The sequence below is a fragment of the Pseudomonas sp. FME51 genome, from assembly GCF_014897305.1.
On record NZ_JABUYN010000001.1, the window covers coordinates 677,370 to 697,402 of the forward strand.

10 protein-coding genes are annotated in these 20,033 nt (G+C 35.7%); 1 reads left to right on the top strand and 9 read right to left on the bottom strand.

What is annotated here, in order from left to right:
• Positions 1-272: 272 nt before the first annotated feature.
• Both INT39_RS03250 and INT39_RS03255 read right to left on the bottom strand, forming a co-directional pair.
• Positions 273-809 carry a hypothetical protein gene (locus INT39_RS03250; protein ID WP_226893907.1) on the bottom strand — a complete coding sequence of 179 codons (537 nt, stop codon included), beginning with the start codon at positions 807-809 and terminating at the stop codon, positions 273-275.
• Complete coding sequence (locus INT39_RS03255; RefSeq protein ID WP_193014344.1) at positions 760-1,998, bottom strand: EndoU domain-containing protein; 1,239 nt, start codon at positions 1,996-1,998, stop codon at positions 760-762. The genes INT39_RS03250 and INT39_RS03255 overlap by 50 nt, the downstream gene beginning before the upstream one ends.
• A 230-nt stretch (positions 1,999-2,228) precedes the next feature.
• On the opposite strand from INT39_RS03255, the gene INT39_RS22935 reads away from it, so the two are divergent.
• Positions 2,229-2,339: a SymE family type I addiction module toxin gene (locus INT39_RS22935; RefSeq protein WP_226893930.1), complete on the top strand. Its 111-nt coding sequence runs from the start codon at positions 2,229-2,231 to the stop codon at positions 2,337-2,339.
• A gap of 43 nt (positions 2,340-2,382) precedes the next feature.
• Here INT39_RS22935 and INT39_RS03265 read toward each other — a convergent pair whose 3' ends face one another.
• From INT39_RS03265 to INT39_RS03295, 7 genes are all read right to left on the bottom strand, one after another.
• Positions 2,383-2,925 (bottom strand): hypothetical protein, encoded by a 543-nt coding sequence (locus INT39_RS03265; RefSeq protein ID WP_226893906.1) that lies wholly within the window; start codon positions 2,923-2,925, stop codon positions 2,383-2,385.
• A 57-nt stretch (positions 2,926-2,982) separates the two neighbouring features.
• Complete coding sequence (locus INT39_RS03270; RefSeq protein WP_193014343.1) at positions 2,983-3,225, bottom strand: hypothetical protein; 243 nt, start codon at positions 3,223-3,225, stop codon at positions 2,983-2,985.
• Positions 3,226-3,308: 83 nt separating this feature from the next.
• Positions 3,309-3,581 carry a hypothetical protein gene (locus tag INT39_RS03275; RefSeq protein WP_193014342.1) on the bottom strand — a complete coding sequence of 91 codons (273 nt, stop codon included), beginning with the start codon at positions 3,579-3,581 and terminating at the stop codon, positions 3,309-3,311.
• Between the two features lie 619 nt (positions 3,582-4,200).
• Entirely contained in the window at positions 4,201-4,455 is a 255-nt protein-coding gene (locus INT39_RS03280) for a hypothetical protein (protein WP_166541448.1), read from the bottom strand.
• A gap of 1 nt (position 4,456) precedes the next feature.
• Entirely contained in the window at positions 4,457-5,653 is a 1,197-nt protein-coding gene (locus INT39_RS03285) for a VENN motif pre-toxin domain-containing protein (protein ID WP_193014341.1), read from the bottom strand.
• 270 nt (positions 5,654-5,923) lie between these two features.
• Positions 5,924-6,523, bottom strand: coding sequence for a hypothetical protein (locus tag INT39_RS03290; RefSeq protein WP_193014339.1), 600 nt, complete (start codon positions 6,521-6,523; stop codon positions 5,924-5,926).
• A complete protein-coding gene (locus tag INT39_RS03295) occupies positions 6,523-19,992 on the bottom strand; it encodes a hemagglutinin repeat-containing protein (protein ID WP_193014338.1) in 13,470 nt (4,489 codons plus the stop codon). The genes INT39_RS03290 and INT39_RS03295 overlap by 1 nt, the downstream gene beginning before the upstream one ends.
• Positions 19,993-20,033: the final 41 nt, after the last annotated feature.

Below are 20,033 nucleotides of genomic sequence, written 5' to 3' on the forward strand. Positions count from 1 at the left end.
AATGCATTTATTACAAATGAAGATAAATCCAACTTAGTCCATAACTGACTATCAGTGATAAGAGTATGAATAGGTTAGGGTTATAGGTTAGAACACACTACACCCTCTCTTACAAAACTGGACCGTTGTGAAGTGGTCAACTAAATCTGGGCATCAGAAAGTGTGTAAGGTAAATACACCGAATTATTTACAATACCTGTAAGTTGACGATTAAAAAAGAAATCCCAACACTTTGAAATACTTTCCACCGTTGGGATTTTCTTTAAAACTCATCAATAAGGCATTCCATACGAACCTTCTAGTGATTCATATAACTTTACCGCCACGTCACCTTCCGCAATATATTCAACATCAATGGGTTCTAGCTGAATTTGAGGATTAGTATAATCTGCTTCTAAAAATTGACGATACTGTTCCAGCACATAAAGAATTTGTTCAATTGTGAGTATAACCTGCTGTTCAATTACATACTCACAACCGATAAAAACTTTATCTTGTACAGCTAAAACCCAATGGGCGTTCCCCATACCGAAGCAACCATCTGCTAATTTTCCTTCAATAAAATCAGAAAAATTTCTTATCCAAATATCAATTGAGTTAATAGAATATTGGATATCATCGGACAACCAAGCAGCTATTTCACAAACTCCATAACCTTGTTTTGGTATTCTTCTAATATCTTCATTAGTGTTCATACCAGATGGAGCATAATGTTGATGGAATTGGCTCCATCTTAAGTATATTTTTCTGCTATACATATCATTGTTTCCTACCATTATATACTGGCCAAGCAGTTGCACCTGTTCCATCGGGTTTTCCATAATACCCTTCAATTTTAACTCCCGAGGACGATACCCCTTGCCATACTTCCTTTCTAAGAGAATCTGGTGATGAATTTTTAAATGCACTCTCTATTTCCTGAGCGGTTTGTCGCTTAGACCAATGTTCAGGGAAAAATGTTGTTTCACTTTGCTTTTTTATCCATTTTCCTGTTACTTCATTTCTTACTGATATATACCCTTTTGAGACACCATTTATATCTGGTATAGCTGTCCATTTATCAACCCTTACATTTGGATCTCTTAAATAATGGCCTCCACCTGCTTTTTGAAAACCATTTTTATATACTTTTACTTCTCCATTAAGAATATGATCCATTCGTATATAGGCTGTTTTGAAGCCATTGCCACCTTGCTCCTGAATTAATTCTAAAGGCGTAGATGATGGTTTAAAATCATGTAGATATTCACCGCCTTCCCACTTCGGAATTGACTGCCCACCTTTAACAAATGCCAAATAGGTTTTTGCTGCTATAAATTGAAGAGCTTTCGCTGTTGTAGTCGGTGGAGTACTTCCCACTATTTCAGCTGCTTTTTCTAGTGTCATCTCTTGTTGTGTTAAAAACACATCAAGCGGTATACCCGTAATATTTCCCCATGCAATCATTATCCCCAAAGCCGGATCTTGCCCCTCAGGGTGAACTCCTTTCGTCGCTCTTGTTAACGCAGTATTGATGTCCTCTATACTATTATCATTTTGTGCCATCGAAATAGCCAGTGATGACATGGCTTGCCCATAATCGGCCATTCCTGAAGGCAGATCTTTAGGACCAAATACATTATTCTCAACCACCACTTTCCCAGCTTGAGCTGCATTGGCAACGCCTGCACTATTATCGCTGATTAAACCGCCGACAACCCCTGAAGTTAACGTTGCCCATGCACTTATATTCTGCTTTTCAGTCTCGGTGAGTTCTTCGGGAGTTTTGCCATAAAGTGAGTGCGATAAAATACCCACTGTTTCCCCTGTCATTGCGCCAGAGGCTTGCACTAAGGCATTCTCACCTTTTGCTAGAGCAAGACCGGCATTCAATAATCCATGCGCTATCGTGCGCTGAATATCACTTTCAACACTATTACCTTGGATTTGGTTTTTCACTTCGTTGGCAAGATAAGGCGCGGAACCATTAGCAATCGCGGTAACAATATTGTTGCCCATTACACCTTGCGTAAATGCGGTGATGGCTTGGATGGCACGGGTATATTTACCGCCCGTACCAAAGTCGGATTGGTTGGTATAATCCTGTAATGCTTGCTGAAAGAGGTGATTTTGAATATCACGTTCAGTAACGTTATCGTGGGTTTCTGAAAGGGCTTGATAGAGATTGATCGTAATTTAGATTTGAAAAACTAGCACCAGAGAATTAGTCCATAATTGCAAGTCCAAAACTGACTATCAGAGGTAATTGGCTGAGTGAGTTAGGGTTTACGGTGGGTAGCAACATCACTCTCACCCGTCAAACCAGACGGGTGATTATCCGAACGGCTAAGAGGAAGTGATAACATTAACGAAGATCCCATTGTAAGTTGGGATCTTTAGCAATTAAATAATGATAAGCTCACCATGTCGATCAAAAGGCACATTCAGATCATAGTGACGAGTATAAGCATTAACTATATGCCTTAAATAACTATTTAGATCCCATTCAGTAGCTTCTATAATTTCTTCATTCTCATCATATTGATAAATGATATTAGGTGTAACTGATGCTGTTAAAACAAAAAAATATTGAGTATAACTTTCCACTGCAATAAAAAATGGTTTTTTATCTAATAAATCATATTGTTGAATAGCAGAGAGTTCCTCTCTCATTCCTGATTGCATCAATATACTTCCTCTTATTGTTTTTTGATTTCTATAAAAAAGAAGAGGATCATCGCCAAAAAGACCACCACTACAACGCCCTATACTCGTTAAAAAATCATATAACTGATCTTTCACTTCGATATCATATAAACGTTCGATTTTTTTTATTTCATCATCAGAATAACCTCGCATATAGCTAACATCAATAGGTAATTCTGGATAAACTGAATGTAAAAATTCGATTAATTTTATATTCATAGTATTATTAATTTCGTCCAAAGCTAAACTCAAGGTGATATATTAAAAATAAAACTTTTACCAAATAGTGTAAAATCATTATATTTTATTTTCCTTTATATAGAGAATTCCAAAGCCAATCCCTGCGGGTATACCTCCGCCTATGCTAATTCTTAACGCTCGTTTAAATTCAATTAAACTAAGTGAAATAGGTCTTTCTGCATAAAAATAAAAGAATAAATCTATGCTAATATAAGTAACTATTGCAACAATCAATAATGATAAAGTAAATAAAATCATTAATGCTATAATAAGTACAACAATATGAAATATTCTTTTCATTGTTATTCTCCAGTTTCATTAATTATGTCTTGCATATAACTTGCACTAACTTCCGCAGCCCCGCTATCACCAATATTACCTACTCAAGAAAAAATTCTAATTTCGGATACTTCCTGCATAATATAAGACTTTCCCTTAACTGCTGGCTCTGAATATTTTATCAATACTTCATTCAACTCAGGATCATTATCTTTTGTTATTATTTTACCAATCCAATTAGTTACAGGTTTTACTATAAAATTACCTAATCTGTCCACTTTCCCTGTTATATTGGTTTTTCCATAATATCCTTCAATTTTAATTTCAGGAGTTAAGGATTGATGTACTCTGTGGGGCTTAATAGTTATATCTATCAATACCCCCTGTAATTTAAGAATTAATTTTATTAGCCATTCTGTAAAATCACATTAGTGCCTTTTATATTCTAAATAGTTAACTAAACAAATTACGGCTCCTAAAAACAATCCCATTACTCCTCCTATTTTTAATGCATCAATAAAATCATTTAATTCCCAAACAAACGAGTTTTTTTCAAAATATAACATTAGTTTAACTAGAAGTTTAATTAATATTATTGTCAAAAAAACAGTTACACACATACTCAAAGACCAAAGTAAAAAGTATATAAATATTTTCATTTCTCATCCTTTGATTTTAACTCTTCTGTAATTATTTTATTCGCACCTTCGGAACCAATAGCTCCAATTGTACTTCCAACAATACTTGGTACTACTGATACACTCGGCGGAGCTGTAATTGATGGCATTACAACTAATGGGCGATCTTTAAGCCCACTAGACCAAGGATTAAATTTATTATCAAAATGATGAGTTAACCATTTTGTACTTCCATACCCTCACTCGCCAAGCTGGACAACTGATCATCCAGCTGGCTGAGAACGAGTAAACTGATTGAGGTAAAAGATTAAAACTTGTCGGCATAGTCACTGTTTAAATAGCCACTATGCCATTATTTTTATAGATCTTTGTACCTATCTGGAAGGTATCTTCTATTCTCCATTGATTTTATTAGATTTTTTAGATCTGCTAAGTAATGTGATAACTCTTGTTTATTTGAGCATTCCGTTTTTTCATATATTTGCTCATCAGATAAATGAGTTAAAACGTAATTTAAGCAATCTGTATAAATTACAACTTCCGATTCAGATAAACGAATATCAAATAAAGTTACATCTGCTTCTGGTATGTAATTAATTTTTAGTGTATCCATCTTACCACCTCACATAATCAGAAAATTTTTCTTTAAATTCATCTAGTTTTTCATTACTAGGTCTATTCCATCGACCATCTCTAATACGTTGAGCCGTATTTTTGTCGCTATTTTTAAATGACGTGACCACTTCGCCATCAGGCTCAATTAGATGTATTCTTCCATCATTACCTTTTACAACCCAACGACCATCATCTTGTATTAATATATCGGAAGGTCTCGATTTCTGAACATCATTAATGACGGAACCAACTGGCCGACCCTCTTTATTTCTGATCCCCGCATGTTCACCTTGCGTAATTTTGTCCAGATAAGCAAGATCATCTAACGTTGGTTTTTCAGGTACTGGTGTTTCTGTAAAGTTATCTCTTGGCTTAGGTATCTGGTCACCACCAGTATCTGTCCAAATTTGGACTGATATTTGCTCTCCTCCAGTATCAGTCTGCCCTTGGTCTGGTATCTGATTGCCACCCGTATCAATCCTATCTTGATCTGGTATTTGATTACCACCAGTATGTGATGGTATACCAAGCCTACCACCCCAAGGTTCAGAGCCAAATATTAACCTTGCGAGCCCTTTGTTATGAATTATTTGTTCATCAATATAAGCAACCTGTTCCGGTGAAAGGTTCCTCATGGCTTTTATATCACCATTTCTGGCAGCAGCTCCAGCATCCATGGCTTCTTGAATTTGCGCTGATGTTAAACCAAAATTTACCCCTAATTGCATAAGACCATTTCGACAGGTCGCATTTTTCATGCACCATTCATAACCCTTTTCTAGGCCTTTAATGATTGGCTTAGCAGCACCTATCGCATTATTCTCAACCACCACCTTCCCTGCTTGAGCTGCATTGGCAACGCCTGCACTATTATCGCTGATTAAACCGCCGACAACCCCTGAAGTTAACGTTGCCCATGCACTTATATTCTGCTTTTCAGTCTCGGTGAGTTCTTCGGGGGTTTTGCCATAAAGTGAGTGCGATAAAATACCCACTGTTTCCCCTGCCATTGCGCCAGAGGCTTGCACTACTGCATTCTCGCCTTTTGCCAATGCAAGGCCTGCATTCAGTAAGCCGTGCGCTATCGTGCGCTGAATATCACTTTCAACACTATTACCTTGGATTTGGTTTTTCACTTCATTAGCAAGATAAGGTGCTGAACCATTAGCAATCGCGGTAACAATATTATTGCCCATTATACCTTGCGTAAATGCGGTGATGGCTTGGATTGCACGGGTATATTTACCGCCCGTACCAAAGTCGGATTGGTTGGTATAATCCTGTAATGCTTGCTGGAAGAGGTGATTTTGAATATCACGCTCAGCAACGTTATCGTTGGTTTCTGAAAGGGCTTGATAAAGATTGTCGTATCAAAAACATCCCATTGCTCAAACAGATAAGGAGTGAGTAGGTATAAAAACTTAAGGAGATCTCGGCATTACGCTAAAATCTCCTCCGTTATATTATTACTTTGTGTACATTTTCGGGAAATACTTGTTGATTTTATCGTTATCCAATACTTTATCGAGAGTAAAATCTACTGTATCAGAAACGGCTATTCCATGACGTAATTCTTCAGGAAAGTCATAGATTGAAGCGTATATCGTTGGTACTAAGTACCTAAAATAATCACCCATTTTAGTTTTTCCAGTAAAACCAACAGGATAATCTTCCCCTTCCACATTCCCTTCTATACCGTGATATATAAAAAAGCCTTTTCTAGATGGCATATTAATTTCATTAAGTTCTCCACTAAGATGCCTATTTACCCAATATTCAATATCTTCTCTATATTTGAAATCTCGATATACAAGAGATGAGTATAAATCAAGAATAGTTTTTCCATTTTTATTTTCAGGATATGTAGTGTATTTTTCTGATTCTTCCCACTTAAATTCATTAAGTTCATCTAATAAATTTTCAAAGTTATTAATTGATAAAAGAGAGTTAGGTAACCAACCCCAGCAATTATTAACCATTACAGCTATCTTTCCATTTTTATCCATTGCAAACCAAGTATAAATAGTACCAAAACCGGGTTCCCAATGACTGTTTGATGTATTCATTATTTTATTTCCTTTGGCCATGTGACTTTACAATTATCACATGTTTCAATAATTATCTTTTCTGAGTTTAAATTTCCATTCTCTTGACTAGATGCTTGCCTAAATGCTTTAGGTCTTAATGCATCAGTAAATTTAATATTTCCAGGTTTAGCACCTTGGCGAACCAATGAATCTGCCGCCGATACCTCAGCACATGCACCAACTTTATTTTTACAAAAATGAGTAAACTCACCTATTTCGACTCCTAACTGTTTCTTAATATAGTCTACTGTTGTTGGATGTAGCGAATCTGCAGTAATTTCTTTATTGCTATATCCTACGGCTGTTTTACCTGTTTTAGAATCGTAAGCACCAATCATTGTTGCAATTTTTTCAGCTTGAGTATTAGATTTAAACTTACCTATTTCATTGATAAGTTCTTGATGAGCCTTAGTCGCAAATATTTGTTCTTCTTTGGTTAAATAATTACCAAACTTCGAAGATTCATTTCCTTTCTGACTTGCTTCTAAATTCTTTTTCAGAGCATCTTCTATTTCATGTTCACTCTGAGTGATCTTATCCAGATAAACAACATCATCTAACGTTGGTTTTTCAGGTAGTGGTGTTTCTGTCAAGTTATCTCTTGGTTTAGGTATCTGGTCACCACCAGTATCAGTCCAAATTTGGACTGATATTTGATCTCCTCCAGTATCAGTCTGCCCTTGGTCTGGTATCTGATTGCCACCCGTATCAATCCTATCTTGATCTGGCATTTGATTACCACCAGTATGTGATGGTATACCAAGCCTACCACCCCAAGGTTCAGAGCCAAATATTAACCTTGCGAGCCCTTTGTTATGAATTATTTGTTCATCAATATAAGCAACCTGTTCCGGTGAAAGGTTCCTCATGGCTTTTATATCACCATTTCTGGCAGCAGCTCCAGCATCCATGGCTTCTTGAATTTGCGCTGATGTTAAACCAAAATTTACCCCTAATTGCATAAGACCATTTCGACAGGTCGCATTTTTCATGCACCATTCGTAACCCTTTTCTAGGCCTTTAATGATTGGCTTAGCAGCACCTATCGCATTATTCTCAACCACCACTTTCCCGGCTTGGGCGGCATTAGCAACGCCTGTGCTATTATCGCTGATTAAACCGCCGACAATACCGGAAGTTAACGTTGCCCACGCACTTATATTCTGCTTTTCAGTTTCGGTGAGTTCTTCGGGGGTTTTGCCATAAAATGAGTGCGATAAAATACCCACCGTTTCGCCTGTCATTGCGCCAGAAGCTTGCACCAGCGCATTCTCACCTTTTGCTAGAGCAAGGCCGGCATTCAGTAATCCATGAGCTATCGTGCGCTGAATATCACTTTCAACACTATTACCTTGGATTTGGTTTTTCACTTCGTTGGCAAGGTAAGGCGCGGAACCATTAGCAATCGCGGTAACAATATTGTTGCCCATTACACCTTGCGTAAATGCGGTGATGGCTTGGATGGCACGGGTATATTTACCGCCCGTACCAAAGTCGGATTGGTTGGTATAATCCTGTAATGCTTGCTGAAAGAGGTGATTTTGAATATCACGTTCAGTAACGTTATCGTGGGTTTCTGAAAGGGCTTGATAGAAATTGTCGTAAGCCGTATCAGAAAGATTATCGAGTTTTGAATCAGCTTTCGCTTGGTTCGTGCCACGAATAGTGTCCACCGTGGTGGCTAAGTCGATAACTTGCGCCCCAATTTCGCCCACTAATTGTTGTTTTTGTTGGCGATTTTGCTCTTTTTCTTTGTCAAAGATTTTATTTAACGTGCTGTGAGCATTATCGGTATCTTGGCTTAATTGCGCGATATCTTGCTGTTGATTGTCGCTATCACGCACTGTCCATGTCCCTTGTGATACCGCAGATTGAGTGGTGTTTTCAGCGCTGTCACTATGGTTGCCTGCCATCGCTAATGCATGCCCCATATTCGCCAGCATATTCCCTTCAACGCCACCTGAAGTACTTACACCACCAGATTGATGCTCAACTTTATATTCTGCATAGTTATGGATATCACTAAAGCCTAATGTACCTGTATCTAACTGATTATTTTTTGCATCGGCTTTACTGCTGATCACCGCACCATCAAGCTGGGTATGTTTACCCACGGTAAGATCAAATCCTTGATTGCCTGCAAATAAGCCGGTTTGTTCTTCCACTGAACGGTATTTACTGTCCATTTTATCGCGACTAAACGAGATATTGGCTGAACCTCCCGGTGTGCCCATCACATTGACACTACCACCCACACTTTCACTCGATTGCTTCGATTTGTAGTCATCAATGGATTGCTGGCTTTCAAGGTGTAAATCCCCACCCACTTTCGCAATAACTTTATCACCTTGAGCTTGTGCGCCTTTTAGGGTTGTATCTTGACCGCTTTGTAAGGTGAGTGTTTGCCCTGCATTCAACGTGGTATTGGTGTAATAAGTATGATCCCCCTCTTCAAACCCCTTACCTCGGCTACCATTGGCATTAATATTAACGCCAACACCGCCAGAGCCCACCGTCACACCAACGCCAACAGACGCACTTTTACTTTCGTTTTTACTATCTGTTGTTTCTTGATTTTTTGCCGACTGTAAGGTGATATCACGGGTAGCAATCAACGAGAGATCGTTGCCAGCTTGCAGTTCACTGCCCGTAACAGTGATATTACCGGTTTCTTTACCTGTTGCGGTGATAGCGAGGTTTTCACCTGCACTTAAACTACTGCCTTGAGCAATATTTCGTTGGTGTATGGTTTCTGATCCAGAAGAACTTTTACCATAAGCAACATTAGCGCCAATTAACGTTGTGCTTTCATTATCTGTACCTGATTGGGCATTATCTAACGCCACAGCACCCACTGCTTGAGCACCAGAAAGCCCAGCTTTGATACTTTGTAAGGTACTAATTTGGCTATCGTCAGTTTCTTTGGCAGCTTTGTATCCCGCAATAGCGCCATTGATAGCACTTCCTGCCGTACCGCTTAGGGCAACCGTCACACCACTTTGTTTACTTTTAGTTCGACTTAATTCGGTATAGCTATTTTCAGAAGAAGAAATATCAACAGAATCCCCAGTAAGAGATATCTCCTTTTTGGCAATCATTTCACTGCCATCTATAGTGAGATTATCACCCGAATTTATACGAATATTACCCTCAGTACTGCCGATTACACTGCCTTTATAGGTAATCGCATCACTGTTATTCAGCTGTTCAAAGGTTGATTTCCCGACAGTAAAACCAATCCCCCCAGTACCGCCAATTCCTGATTTTTTGATCTTTTCTTCATAAGATTGAAACTCTAATTCTTGTGCCGTTGTTAGTGATAATTGATGACCGGCATCAAGATTAATATCTTGTGTCGCAATAATTTCACTACCTTGTGCCGTTAAATTATTGCCCGCAGAAACCGAAATTTCATTCCCTTTTAATAGAGAGCCTGTTGCTTGTTTATGATGAATTTCAGCATGTGTAGTGCGTGTTTCCGATGAACCAAACGATTTATCTTTTGTGACACTATGGGCAATTTGATCAATTGAGGAGTACCCGCTTTTTAGCGAAATATCATTTCCTGCATGTAATCCTAACAGTCCCGTGGCTTGAATATCTGTTGCTGTAAGATGAATATCTTCACCCGATTGCAATGCAATATCCCCCCCATAAAGGCGAGAGCCTACCTCTTCTTGCGTGGTTTTATGCAGATAGTTTTTACTATCCCAATCTATATTTTCTTGGCGAACCGTATTGATAGTTCCTAACTCAATATTTTCACCTGCATTTAATAAAACTTGGCTATGACCACCGGCTAAAATATCTGTTGCCGTCAGTTCTAAGTTACGTGTTGCCTTTAATGCAATCTCACCATCAGGCTCTGTTAAATAAATGGCAGCACCACGATTTATCCATTGATTAACTTCGTCACCCTTTGTTGTTGCGGTACTAATAAGAGAATGACCCGCTTGCAAATTAACACGACTTTGCCCTGCAATTTGACCACCTTCATTTTTAATATCGTGTAACGCGGTTAAATCAACGGTTTTTCCTTTTATAAGGCCTTGGTTTATTAAATTATCTGTTGATGCCTGTAATCCATTTTTACTTAAAATAGTTCCTTGGTTTTTCAGCTCTGGAATATTATTTAAAATAACTTCGCTACCTGAAAGCAATGCACCACTATTTTGTAAATCACCCGGTAATACTCTGGCATAAACTTGTGGTACCAACACTTTTTCAACAGAACCATTGGGTAGAGTGATTTCCCTACTGCTTAATAGCACCATATCAGCCGTGATCATGGCCATTTGCTCTGCTGTTAGCGTTACACCCGGTTTAATACCAAACTCTTCACTAAAGCGAATACCTGCATCCATCAATGCATGATATTGCTGTTCATTATCATTGTGCCCGTCTAAATATTGATTTCCGGTCAATTGGATAATTTGATCGCGGACTATGCGTTGCTCATAAAATCCATCACCAATGCGTTTATGCGTATTATTATGATCAATCGAGAGCGCATTTTGCATATAATCTGAACTTAACCACGCTCTTTTATTGGTGAAACGAGAGTCTGTTTCAACAATATATTGGCTATCGGTTCCTTTATTTAAGTTAAATAAACGATTTTCAGGTAATTTCAATATTGGCGCTATTGTTTGAATATTAACCTCAATATTTTTATTTTCTATCGGTTTATCCAATTGAGGTACTGTAATAATTTTACCAATAGGCTGTTGCACTAAAGGCTGTTTATCTACCTGTTTTATTTCAGGTAGGGTTAAATTTGGCTGATTAATTTCAGTCTGTTTAATTTCAGTAATAGATACGTCATCACCTACTTTTAAAACTTTATTTTCAGCCGTTTTTTGCTCAATAGTTCCATCTAGTTTTTTGGTTTCTGTCTGCCCTGATAAGATAAAATCATTCTGTTCAGATAATAAATCATCTTGATGTTGTGTTAACGACAATTCATTAACTAATTTTTCGGTGCCTTTATCTAATGTAATAGAGGCAATATTTTCAGTATGAACATCAACACTTTTTTCTTTAATACTTAAAAGACCAAACTTTGGTTTAGTCGATATAATAACTTCATTAGTTTCACTTGCCTCAGGACGTTTATCTGACGTTTGATTGCTGTTTTCTTTATATTCTAATAAGCCCAATGGCAAATCAGTCACTACCTCAAATGGCCCATATTGAGTACTTGAAGTCGAACTGCTTTTTTTCTTACGTCCAGCCTTACGCTTACCTGGACGTTTATGCTGTATTGCTGTTCCTTCGTGGTATTCAATATGTTGCCCAGCTGTTTCCTGATTATTAATATGCATTCCATCAATAATCAGTTTTCCACCTGCAATAATATGACTGTCTATATTGTTTAAATTATCACCTTTTAGTGTAATATCCTTACCCGCTAATATTAATGCAGGATCACGGTGTAATAATTTAGATTCTTCGGTAATGATATTATATTTAAATTCATAAAAATCTTTATATTGTCTACCATTAACATGTAATAAATGTTCACGAGTGTTTATGTTGTACCCGATTTTTTCATCATCAGCGTCAAATTTATCACTACTGTAATCAACACCAAATTGATACATTGGAACTTCAGACACTTTTTCGGGATCACTTATTTTTAAATAGAGATCACGGTTATTAATTTCTGAAATATGAGCAAATAAATTGCCACTGGCTTCAATTGAAGCACTTTCATTATTAAGAACATCAGCCGCGATACTTTTTTGCGGATTTTCGGTATCAAACCCAGCAATTACCATGTCATCGCCACTATAAATCAAAGCATGATTACGATTATTTATCGTATTACTGAAAAGTTGTAAATTTTCACGAGAGGCTAATACAGGTGCAATTTCATCAAATTCTGCATTATTATCTAATCGTTGGCTTTTTATATAAATATTATCGCCATATATACGGCCACCAACTTGGTTATAGATTGTCGTTGCAGTTAAGGAAAGTTTACCTCCAAAGGCATCAATCAACCCTGTATTGTACAGATTATCTGAAACAGTAATTGTTAAATGCTTGGCACTAATTTCACCATTATACTTGTCATTATTATCAGGGCTTCTTGCAATACGAGTCGGTATTACCTCATTATTTTTTATAGGCTCATGATTGGTAAAGTTCATTGCTTGAAGTGAAAGTTGATTACCAGCATAAATAAATCCACGGTTATCAATTTCTTGTTCTGAAGAAAGTATTAATGAGTCCTGAGCTTTAATTGTGGCATTTTTATCTAATACAAACGCACTTTTGAGCTGAATTTCACTTTTACCTGCCGAAATAACATCACCATCACCCGTTAAATTTTCAGCCCATAAACGAAGCTGTGTCGTTGCTGCTAATAACCCTTTTTTATTATCAATAGCTAAATTATTTTTTGATGATCCCGCAATGGTCAATTCATTAGCGGAAATCAAACCACTTTGATTATTTAGTTTTTCCGTTGGTGTTAATGTTAATAATTCACTCGCCTGAATAATACCTTGATGATTAAGAAGTTCATCAGTTGAAATACGAATATTACTTGCCTTTAGCCCTAACTCATCATTTTGAGTTTGTTGGTTATCCAACTTCTGAGTATTGAGGACTAACAAGCCTTGAGATTGAACTTGTCCTAATTGGTTATTAAAACTTTGCGCTAACGTAATATTGGCATTATTTCCAGTGACAATATGCCCTTTCTTGTTATTGACGCTATCACCCTTAATAACCAGATCTTTTTTAGATAACAATGTGCCTTGTTGATTATCTAACGCTTGTTGATTTAATTGAATATCAAGTTTTTCAATTGATTGAATATGCCCTTTTTGATTATTTAAGGTACCAATATCTAATTGTGTTTCAGTACCACTAATCACACTACCTTTAGTATTGATTAATGTTTTTTTATTTGTATTTACTGATAGCTGATTATCAGATTGTAATAATCCTTCCGTATTATCCAGTTTTTGAGCATCAATTTTTAAAATTGATTTTGCGTATAATGTCCCTTTATGATTTTGTAAATCAGCACTGTTAATTGTTACAGCATCGCCTGCTGTAATATATCCTTGTTGATTATCTAATATGCCACTTTTTAGCCAAATATTATCAGAAGAAACTAAACTACCTTCGCGATTATTAAGCAGAGAATCCGCATGATTTATTTTTAACAAACCAATTGATGAAATTTTTCCTTGGAAATTATTTAATTGGGAGGTGGTTAGCTCTACTTTTTGCCCAACGGTGATTAATCCCAATAGATTATTGATTTTTTCAGGACTCGTTAGGTCTAGATTAGCGGCTACTGAAATTAATCCTGCCTGATTATCAAGTTGTTTAATTTTCAGATTAAGATTATCTTTAGCAATAATACCTGCTGTTGCTTTGTTATCAGTGTTAGTTAACGCGCCATCCGCATGAATTGTTAATGCTTTCTCAGCATAAATTAATCCTTGATGATTATTAACATCTTTTGCTTGTAATTTGAGCGTGTCATTATTACTCGCTATTGTACCTTTTGTATTATCAAGTTGCTTTGCGGTAATATCAGCATGTTGATTAGATGCAATTTTTCCAAATTGATTGAACAAACTTCCACTATTAATGACTAATTTTGCTAATGTGCTTATTGTTCCATTTTGGTTATTAATTTTTTGTTGTTGGGTTTTAATCACTAAATCATGTTCAGCAGTAATAACACCTTTTATATTTTCAATTTCTGTTGTGATAAGATTTAATTCACCCTGTTTACTGCCTAGCTGTGCTTGGTTATTAATCAGTTTACCACTTGTGATATTGACGTTATCATCCGAAACCAATCGTCCTTGGGTATTAATGATATCACCCGTTTTTAATATCAATGTACCTTTACTAATAATACCTTTGGTCAAGGTTTGGCTATTATCTAATTGATTTCCTTGAGTATCTAATGTGAAAGAAGCCGCCGAATAGAGTGTCCCTTTTTGATTATTTAGTGCTTGTGTTACTAATTTAAGGCCATTAGATTGACTGGCAATTTCACCATTTTGATTATTTAGTCCAAGGCTGTTAAGTAATAGTGATTTTGCAGAAAATAGATATCCAGATTGATTATTTAATTTTCCCGTAAATAAATTAAGTGAACCTTGGCTAATCACCCCAGCATTAGATAAGGTATGACTATTATCAAACTCATTACCTTGAGTCTCAATCGTTAAATCATTTTTAGCACTAATTAATCCGCTTTGATTATTAACAGCCAGACTGTCAATAGAAACATCGTCTTGTAGGCTCCCAATTTTCCCTTTTTTGTTATTAATATTTTGAGCAAAAAGAGATTGTTTTGTCGTCGATATTATCTTTCCATCTTCATTAATAAGATCACCAACATGAATTGTTAATTCTCCTTTACTAACAATACCGCCACTCTCTTTAGTATGGCTATTATCAAGATATTGCTCATGGGTGTTGATATCTAGATTACTTATTCCCGTAATTAAGCCCGCATCATTAACTATTTCACCACTTTTAATCGTAATATTATCAGACTGACTCACTATTACGCCTTGATGGTTATTTATTTTCTGTTTATGGGTATTAATATCCAATAAGGAAAAAGCACTTATTAACCCTGAAGAATTAAATAATGATTGGCTGTTTACTATTAGTTTCCCAGCTTGGCTCGCTATTGTGCCTTGTTGATTATCAATTTCATTAAAAGATAATTGATTATCTTTCTTGGCGATCAAACGCCCCTGTTGATTATCAAAATTTTTCGCGGTAATTTCAATATCACCATGACTAACAATACCTAGTTCACCAACGGTTTCGTTATTATTTAGCGTCTTTTCTAGTGTTATTTTTAATTTTTCTGATGAGTAGACTAACCCTTTGTTATTATTAAGCTGATTTCCTGTTACGGTTAGCTCTTTTTGCAGACTCGCCAATTTTCCTTGTTCATTATTTAACTCATTAAAAGTGATCTTTGCTAAACCCTCAGCACTTAAATTACCTTGAAGATTAAGAATATTACCTGAATTTAATAATAAGTTACCTTTAGTTAGAATACCTTTATTATTTTTAGTATCACTGTTATCAATATCATGACCTTGAGTATTAATAAGCATATTCTTAAAAGAATAAATCAATCCAGATACATTATTTATAGCATTTGAATTTATTGTTAATAGGCCATTGTCAGCAGAAACAACCCCATCATGATTAATTATTTTTTGCTGTTGAGTATCAATAATCAGATCAGTTTTAGCAATTAAATGCCCTTTTTCATTATTGAATTTACCACTTTTTAAGGTAATATTCTTTTGGCTAACAATGCCACCGCTTTGGCTAGTGTCAGCATTATTAATACCATATTTATTCGTATCTAATGCTAAAGTGTCTTGTGCTGAAATAACGCCATAACGATTATCAATTTGATAGGTATTTAGAATTACGGATGATTTTTCACTCCCTAAACGCCCTTTGTAGTTAATTAAATCACCCTTTGATAAAAGACTAACACTATTTTTCCCAATAACTTGACCTAATGTATTATTAAATTGGCCATTATTTTCGATCGTAACACTATCGTGCCCTTCGATTTTTCCTTTTGTATTATCGATATGATTACCCGAGGTCACTGTGATCGCTTTATTTGCAGAAATCTGTCCTTGAGCATTATTTAAGTTTTTTGTTGTTATCTCTAAAGAGTGAGCACTTGATATTTGACCTTGTAAGTTATTTAGATTTTCATTATTTGTAATACTAATTGTATTTTGACCAATCAATTTACCTTTAGTGTTATCTATCGCACCACTTTCAATTGTAAGATTATGCTTACTAAAAATTTGACTACTGCCTTGCTGGCTCTGATTACTTAAACGTGCGCCTTGTGTATTAATGGTAATATCATGAGCAGTAATAGAACCATCATTATTGTTTATTGCTTTACTGGTAATAGATAAATGATTATTTAAACTACCTAAAATTCCTTGTTGATTGATAATTTCATTACTTTCTAATATGAATTTTTCACCAGAAACAATACGCCCGTTAGTGCTGTCAATATTTCCACTCGTGATGGTTAATGAACCTTGGGCTTCAATACCTTGGTTACTTTCTTTGGTATAACCATTAGTCAGTTTATCACTTAATGTTAATAGTAAATTTTGAGGAGAAAAAAGATGACCTCGAGTATTATCTAGCAATAATCCTTTAAGTGTTAAACTCGATAACTCACTAGCAATTTTGCCTGCATTATTTTTTACGACTTGGGTTGTTAAATTTATTGCTTGCTTAGCAAGAATTTGCCCTTGTAGATTATCAAGTTCTCCACTTTCTAGTGTCAATTTACCTTGACTAACAATACCACCACTCTTTTTTGTCTCACGATTATCAATTATTTGCTGATGGCTATTAATCGTTAAATCTTTACCTGTAATAATCAAACCTTGTTGATTATTAATTTCACCCGTTTTTAAATCTGCACCTTCAGTTAAGCTTATTTTTCCAGCTTGGTTAATTAAGGTAAATTTACCTGTATTCAGATCTAACGTTTTTCCATCAATAATACCTTGCCCGTTATCTAATCCGTCTGTTGTTAACAATACAGTTGTTCCGCTAATATCACCTTTATAGTTATCTAAAGCCCCTGTATTTAATTCTAGTTTTTGACTCGCCTGAATACCTTGATTATCTTGTGTATCTCGGTTAATAAGCTTTTGTTTATGAGTATTAATTGCAACATTTAACGCATTAATTAACCCTGAAGTATTATCCCAACCTTGGGTCTTAGCCGTAAAATTCTCCTCAGTTACTATTTGACCTTTTAGGTTATTGACTGTTTTAGCCCGTAAATCAATGGTTTTTCTAGCATTAATAAAACCTTGCGTATTATTGATATTTCCCGTTAGTAAATTCAATGCAGTACGGCTATTTATACCACCTGAGTGCTGGGTATTTTGATTATTTAATACATTCCCTCTGGTATCAATCCACATGTTGCTTTCAGATTGAATACTGCCTTCGCTATTATCAATACCTTTTGCTGTAAAATGGAGCGTATCTTGGGCAACAATAATGCCTTTCTTATTATTCGCCTCATTACTTAAGGTTATACTTAATGTATTAGCCCCCATTTCACCTTGCTGATTGTTCAATCGATCTGCTTGAATTTGGCTGTTATCAAGCGTAATAATCTTACCTGTTTGATTATTCAATTCATTCTTTGAGGTTAATGAAATATTTTTTTCAGCCTGTATAAGACCTTTTGAATTATCTAATTGACCCACTTCTATTTTATTGTCGGTAGCTGCAATTAACTTACCTTCAGTATTAATCAAATTTTGTTGTGTTGTTATAACAAGATCATTATTTAATGTTCTGATTTCACCTTGATTATTATTGATTATATTCGCTTCAAGCGTTAATTGGTTTTGAGTTTGAATTTTACCACGTTGATTACTGAGTGTTTCTTCAACTGTAATCACTGTTGCTTTATCACCGGTTTGCTTTAAGGTCGCATCGTCATGATTCAAATTGATCGCAGTAATAGTAATATTCTCAGCCTGCGTTGTTGCTTCTTCTAAATCAAGCTGTTGGCTTTGTAGAGATAAGTGACCTGCTGATAATAATGTTCCGTCTTTACCAGAAAGATGATTAGTTTCTATTACTATTTGCCCTTGTTTAGGTAAAGAAATTATCCCTTTTTGATTATTAAGTTCTGTTGTATTTATTATTAACTGGTTACCTAAACTTTGAATATTTCCTTCTTTATTATTCAACGTTTTGTGTTTAAAGTTCAGCACACCTTCTGTATTAATTTCACCCTGTTGGTTATTTAACACATTCGTATTGAAAGATAATTCACGAGAGCCTGTTTGTGTAATTTTCCCCTTGGCATTATCAATCAATTGAGGTGCCGTAAGTGAAATAGTATCACCTTTAATTTCACCGTGGCGATTTGAGATATAAGTACCCGCATCAAGCACTATTTTTTCAGCATTAACTTGAGCTGAATCAGAAATAACGTGGCCTTCTGTCGCTTTTACTTGCAACGATTTACTTTGAGTATGACTCTTTGAAAGATCAATACTCTTAGCATTAAATGTAATATCGCGACCACTTAAATGTTGACCCGCAGAATTTAATTCATTATTTATATTTAATGTCATCGTTGCGGGTTTTAAAATATCACCTTGATGATTAACGCCAGCACCTAACTGGCTTTTTTTCTCTGCTAAATAATTTTCAGCCTCAAGTTGAATATTTTCTTGTGCAAGGAATTTACCTGTTGTAGTTTGAGAAACCGTTCCTTTTGCATCGATTTGAATATTATTTTTAGCTTGTAAAGTCCCACTATTTGCTAAATGGCTTTCGACAGTAACCGTTAAATCTTGCTGACCAACGAGAGATCCCTGATTATTAAGGCTCACTGTTTTTATGTCTAATGCTGAATGAGATTGGATCTTTCCACTATTCACCAATTGCCCATTATTATTAAGTGTTAAACCACCAATATCGGCACCAATTTCCCCTGCATTATGTACACCCACACCATGTTCCGTACCAATAAGTTTTATTTTATTGGCATACATCCCCCCAACCAGTGCAACATCAATGGCATAGTCAGTTTGTTTTTCAGCTTTATCATCTTGATTAATAATATTGCCTTCATTATCTAATCTATTTTTACCTGTGGTAATTTCTAATTTATTAGCTTGAAGTCGTGAGTTAATTTCTACTGCTCGCGCTAAAATACGTGTGTAATCACTCGCTGTATCATTTAATCCATTTCCTGAAATAACAATTTTACCATTATTAATTTCATATCCTGTGATTGCACCATCTTGCGTTAATGCATTTCCCGCAACTAATGTGGTATTTACTGCATTAATAAAGCCACAACCTTGGCAACTGATCCCTGCTGGGTTCGCAATAATAATTTCAGCACGTTGACCTGCGACCTCAATAAAGCCATTTAATTGACTCGGATTTTGGCTATTAATTTCATTTAAAATAACCTTAGCTTCACCTTTAACTAACCAAGGATTACCCGTTACCATGCCCGCTAATTGAGTTTGTGTATCTTGCAGACTGTTATTTAAAATTGCACCTTTATTATCAACATCAAACTGCGTAAATTGATTACGTGAAACACCATGTTGATTCGGTTGCTGAATATTAACTTGAGCAAGCCCATTACTTGTCTGTAATACTGTTGCTTGTTGATTTTGAGGCGCGTGTTGATCAGCAATAATTTGACTCGCTTGTGCTGAAAAACTCACTAATCCCTGCATCACCAATAGAATAAAAGCGACACTATTAAGTGATGTTCGAATAGGTGATGAAAAAATACTATTTCGTTTACTGTTTTCACCGCTAGATTTTGTTAATTCAGAAACGACAACCATTAATTGTCGAGTACGATTATAAATAATACGATAACATAATTTATTCATGTGTAAGTTCCTTGTCAAAAAGACAATAAAATTTCATTTAA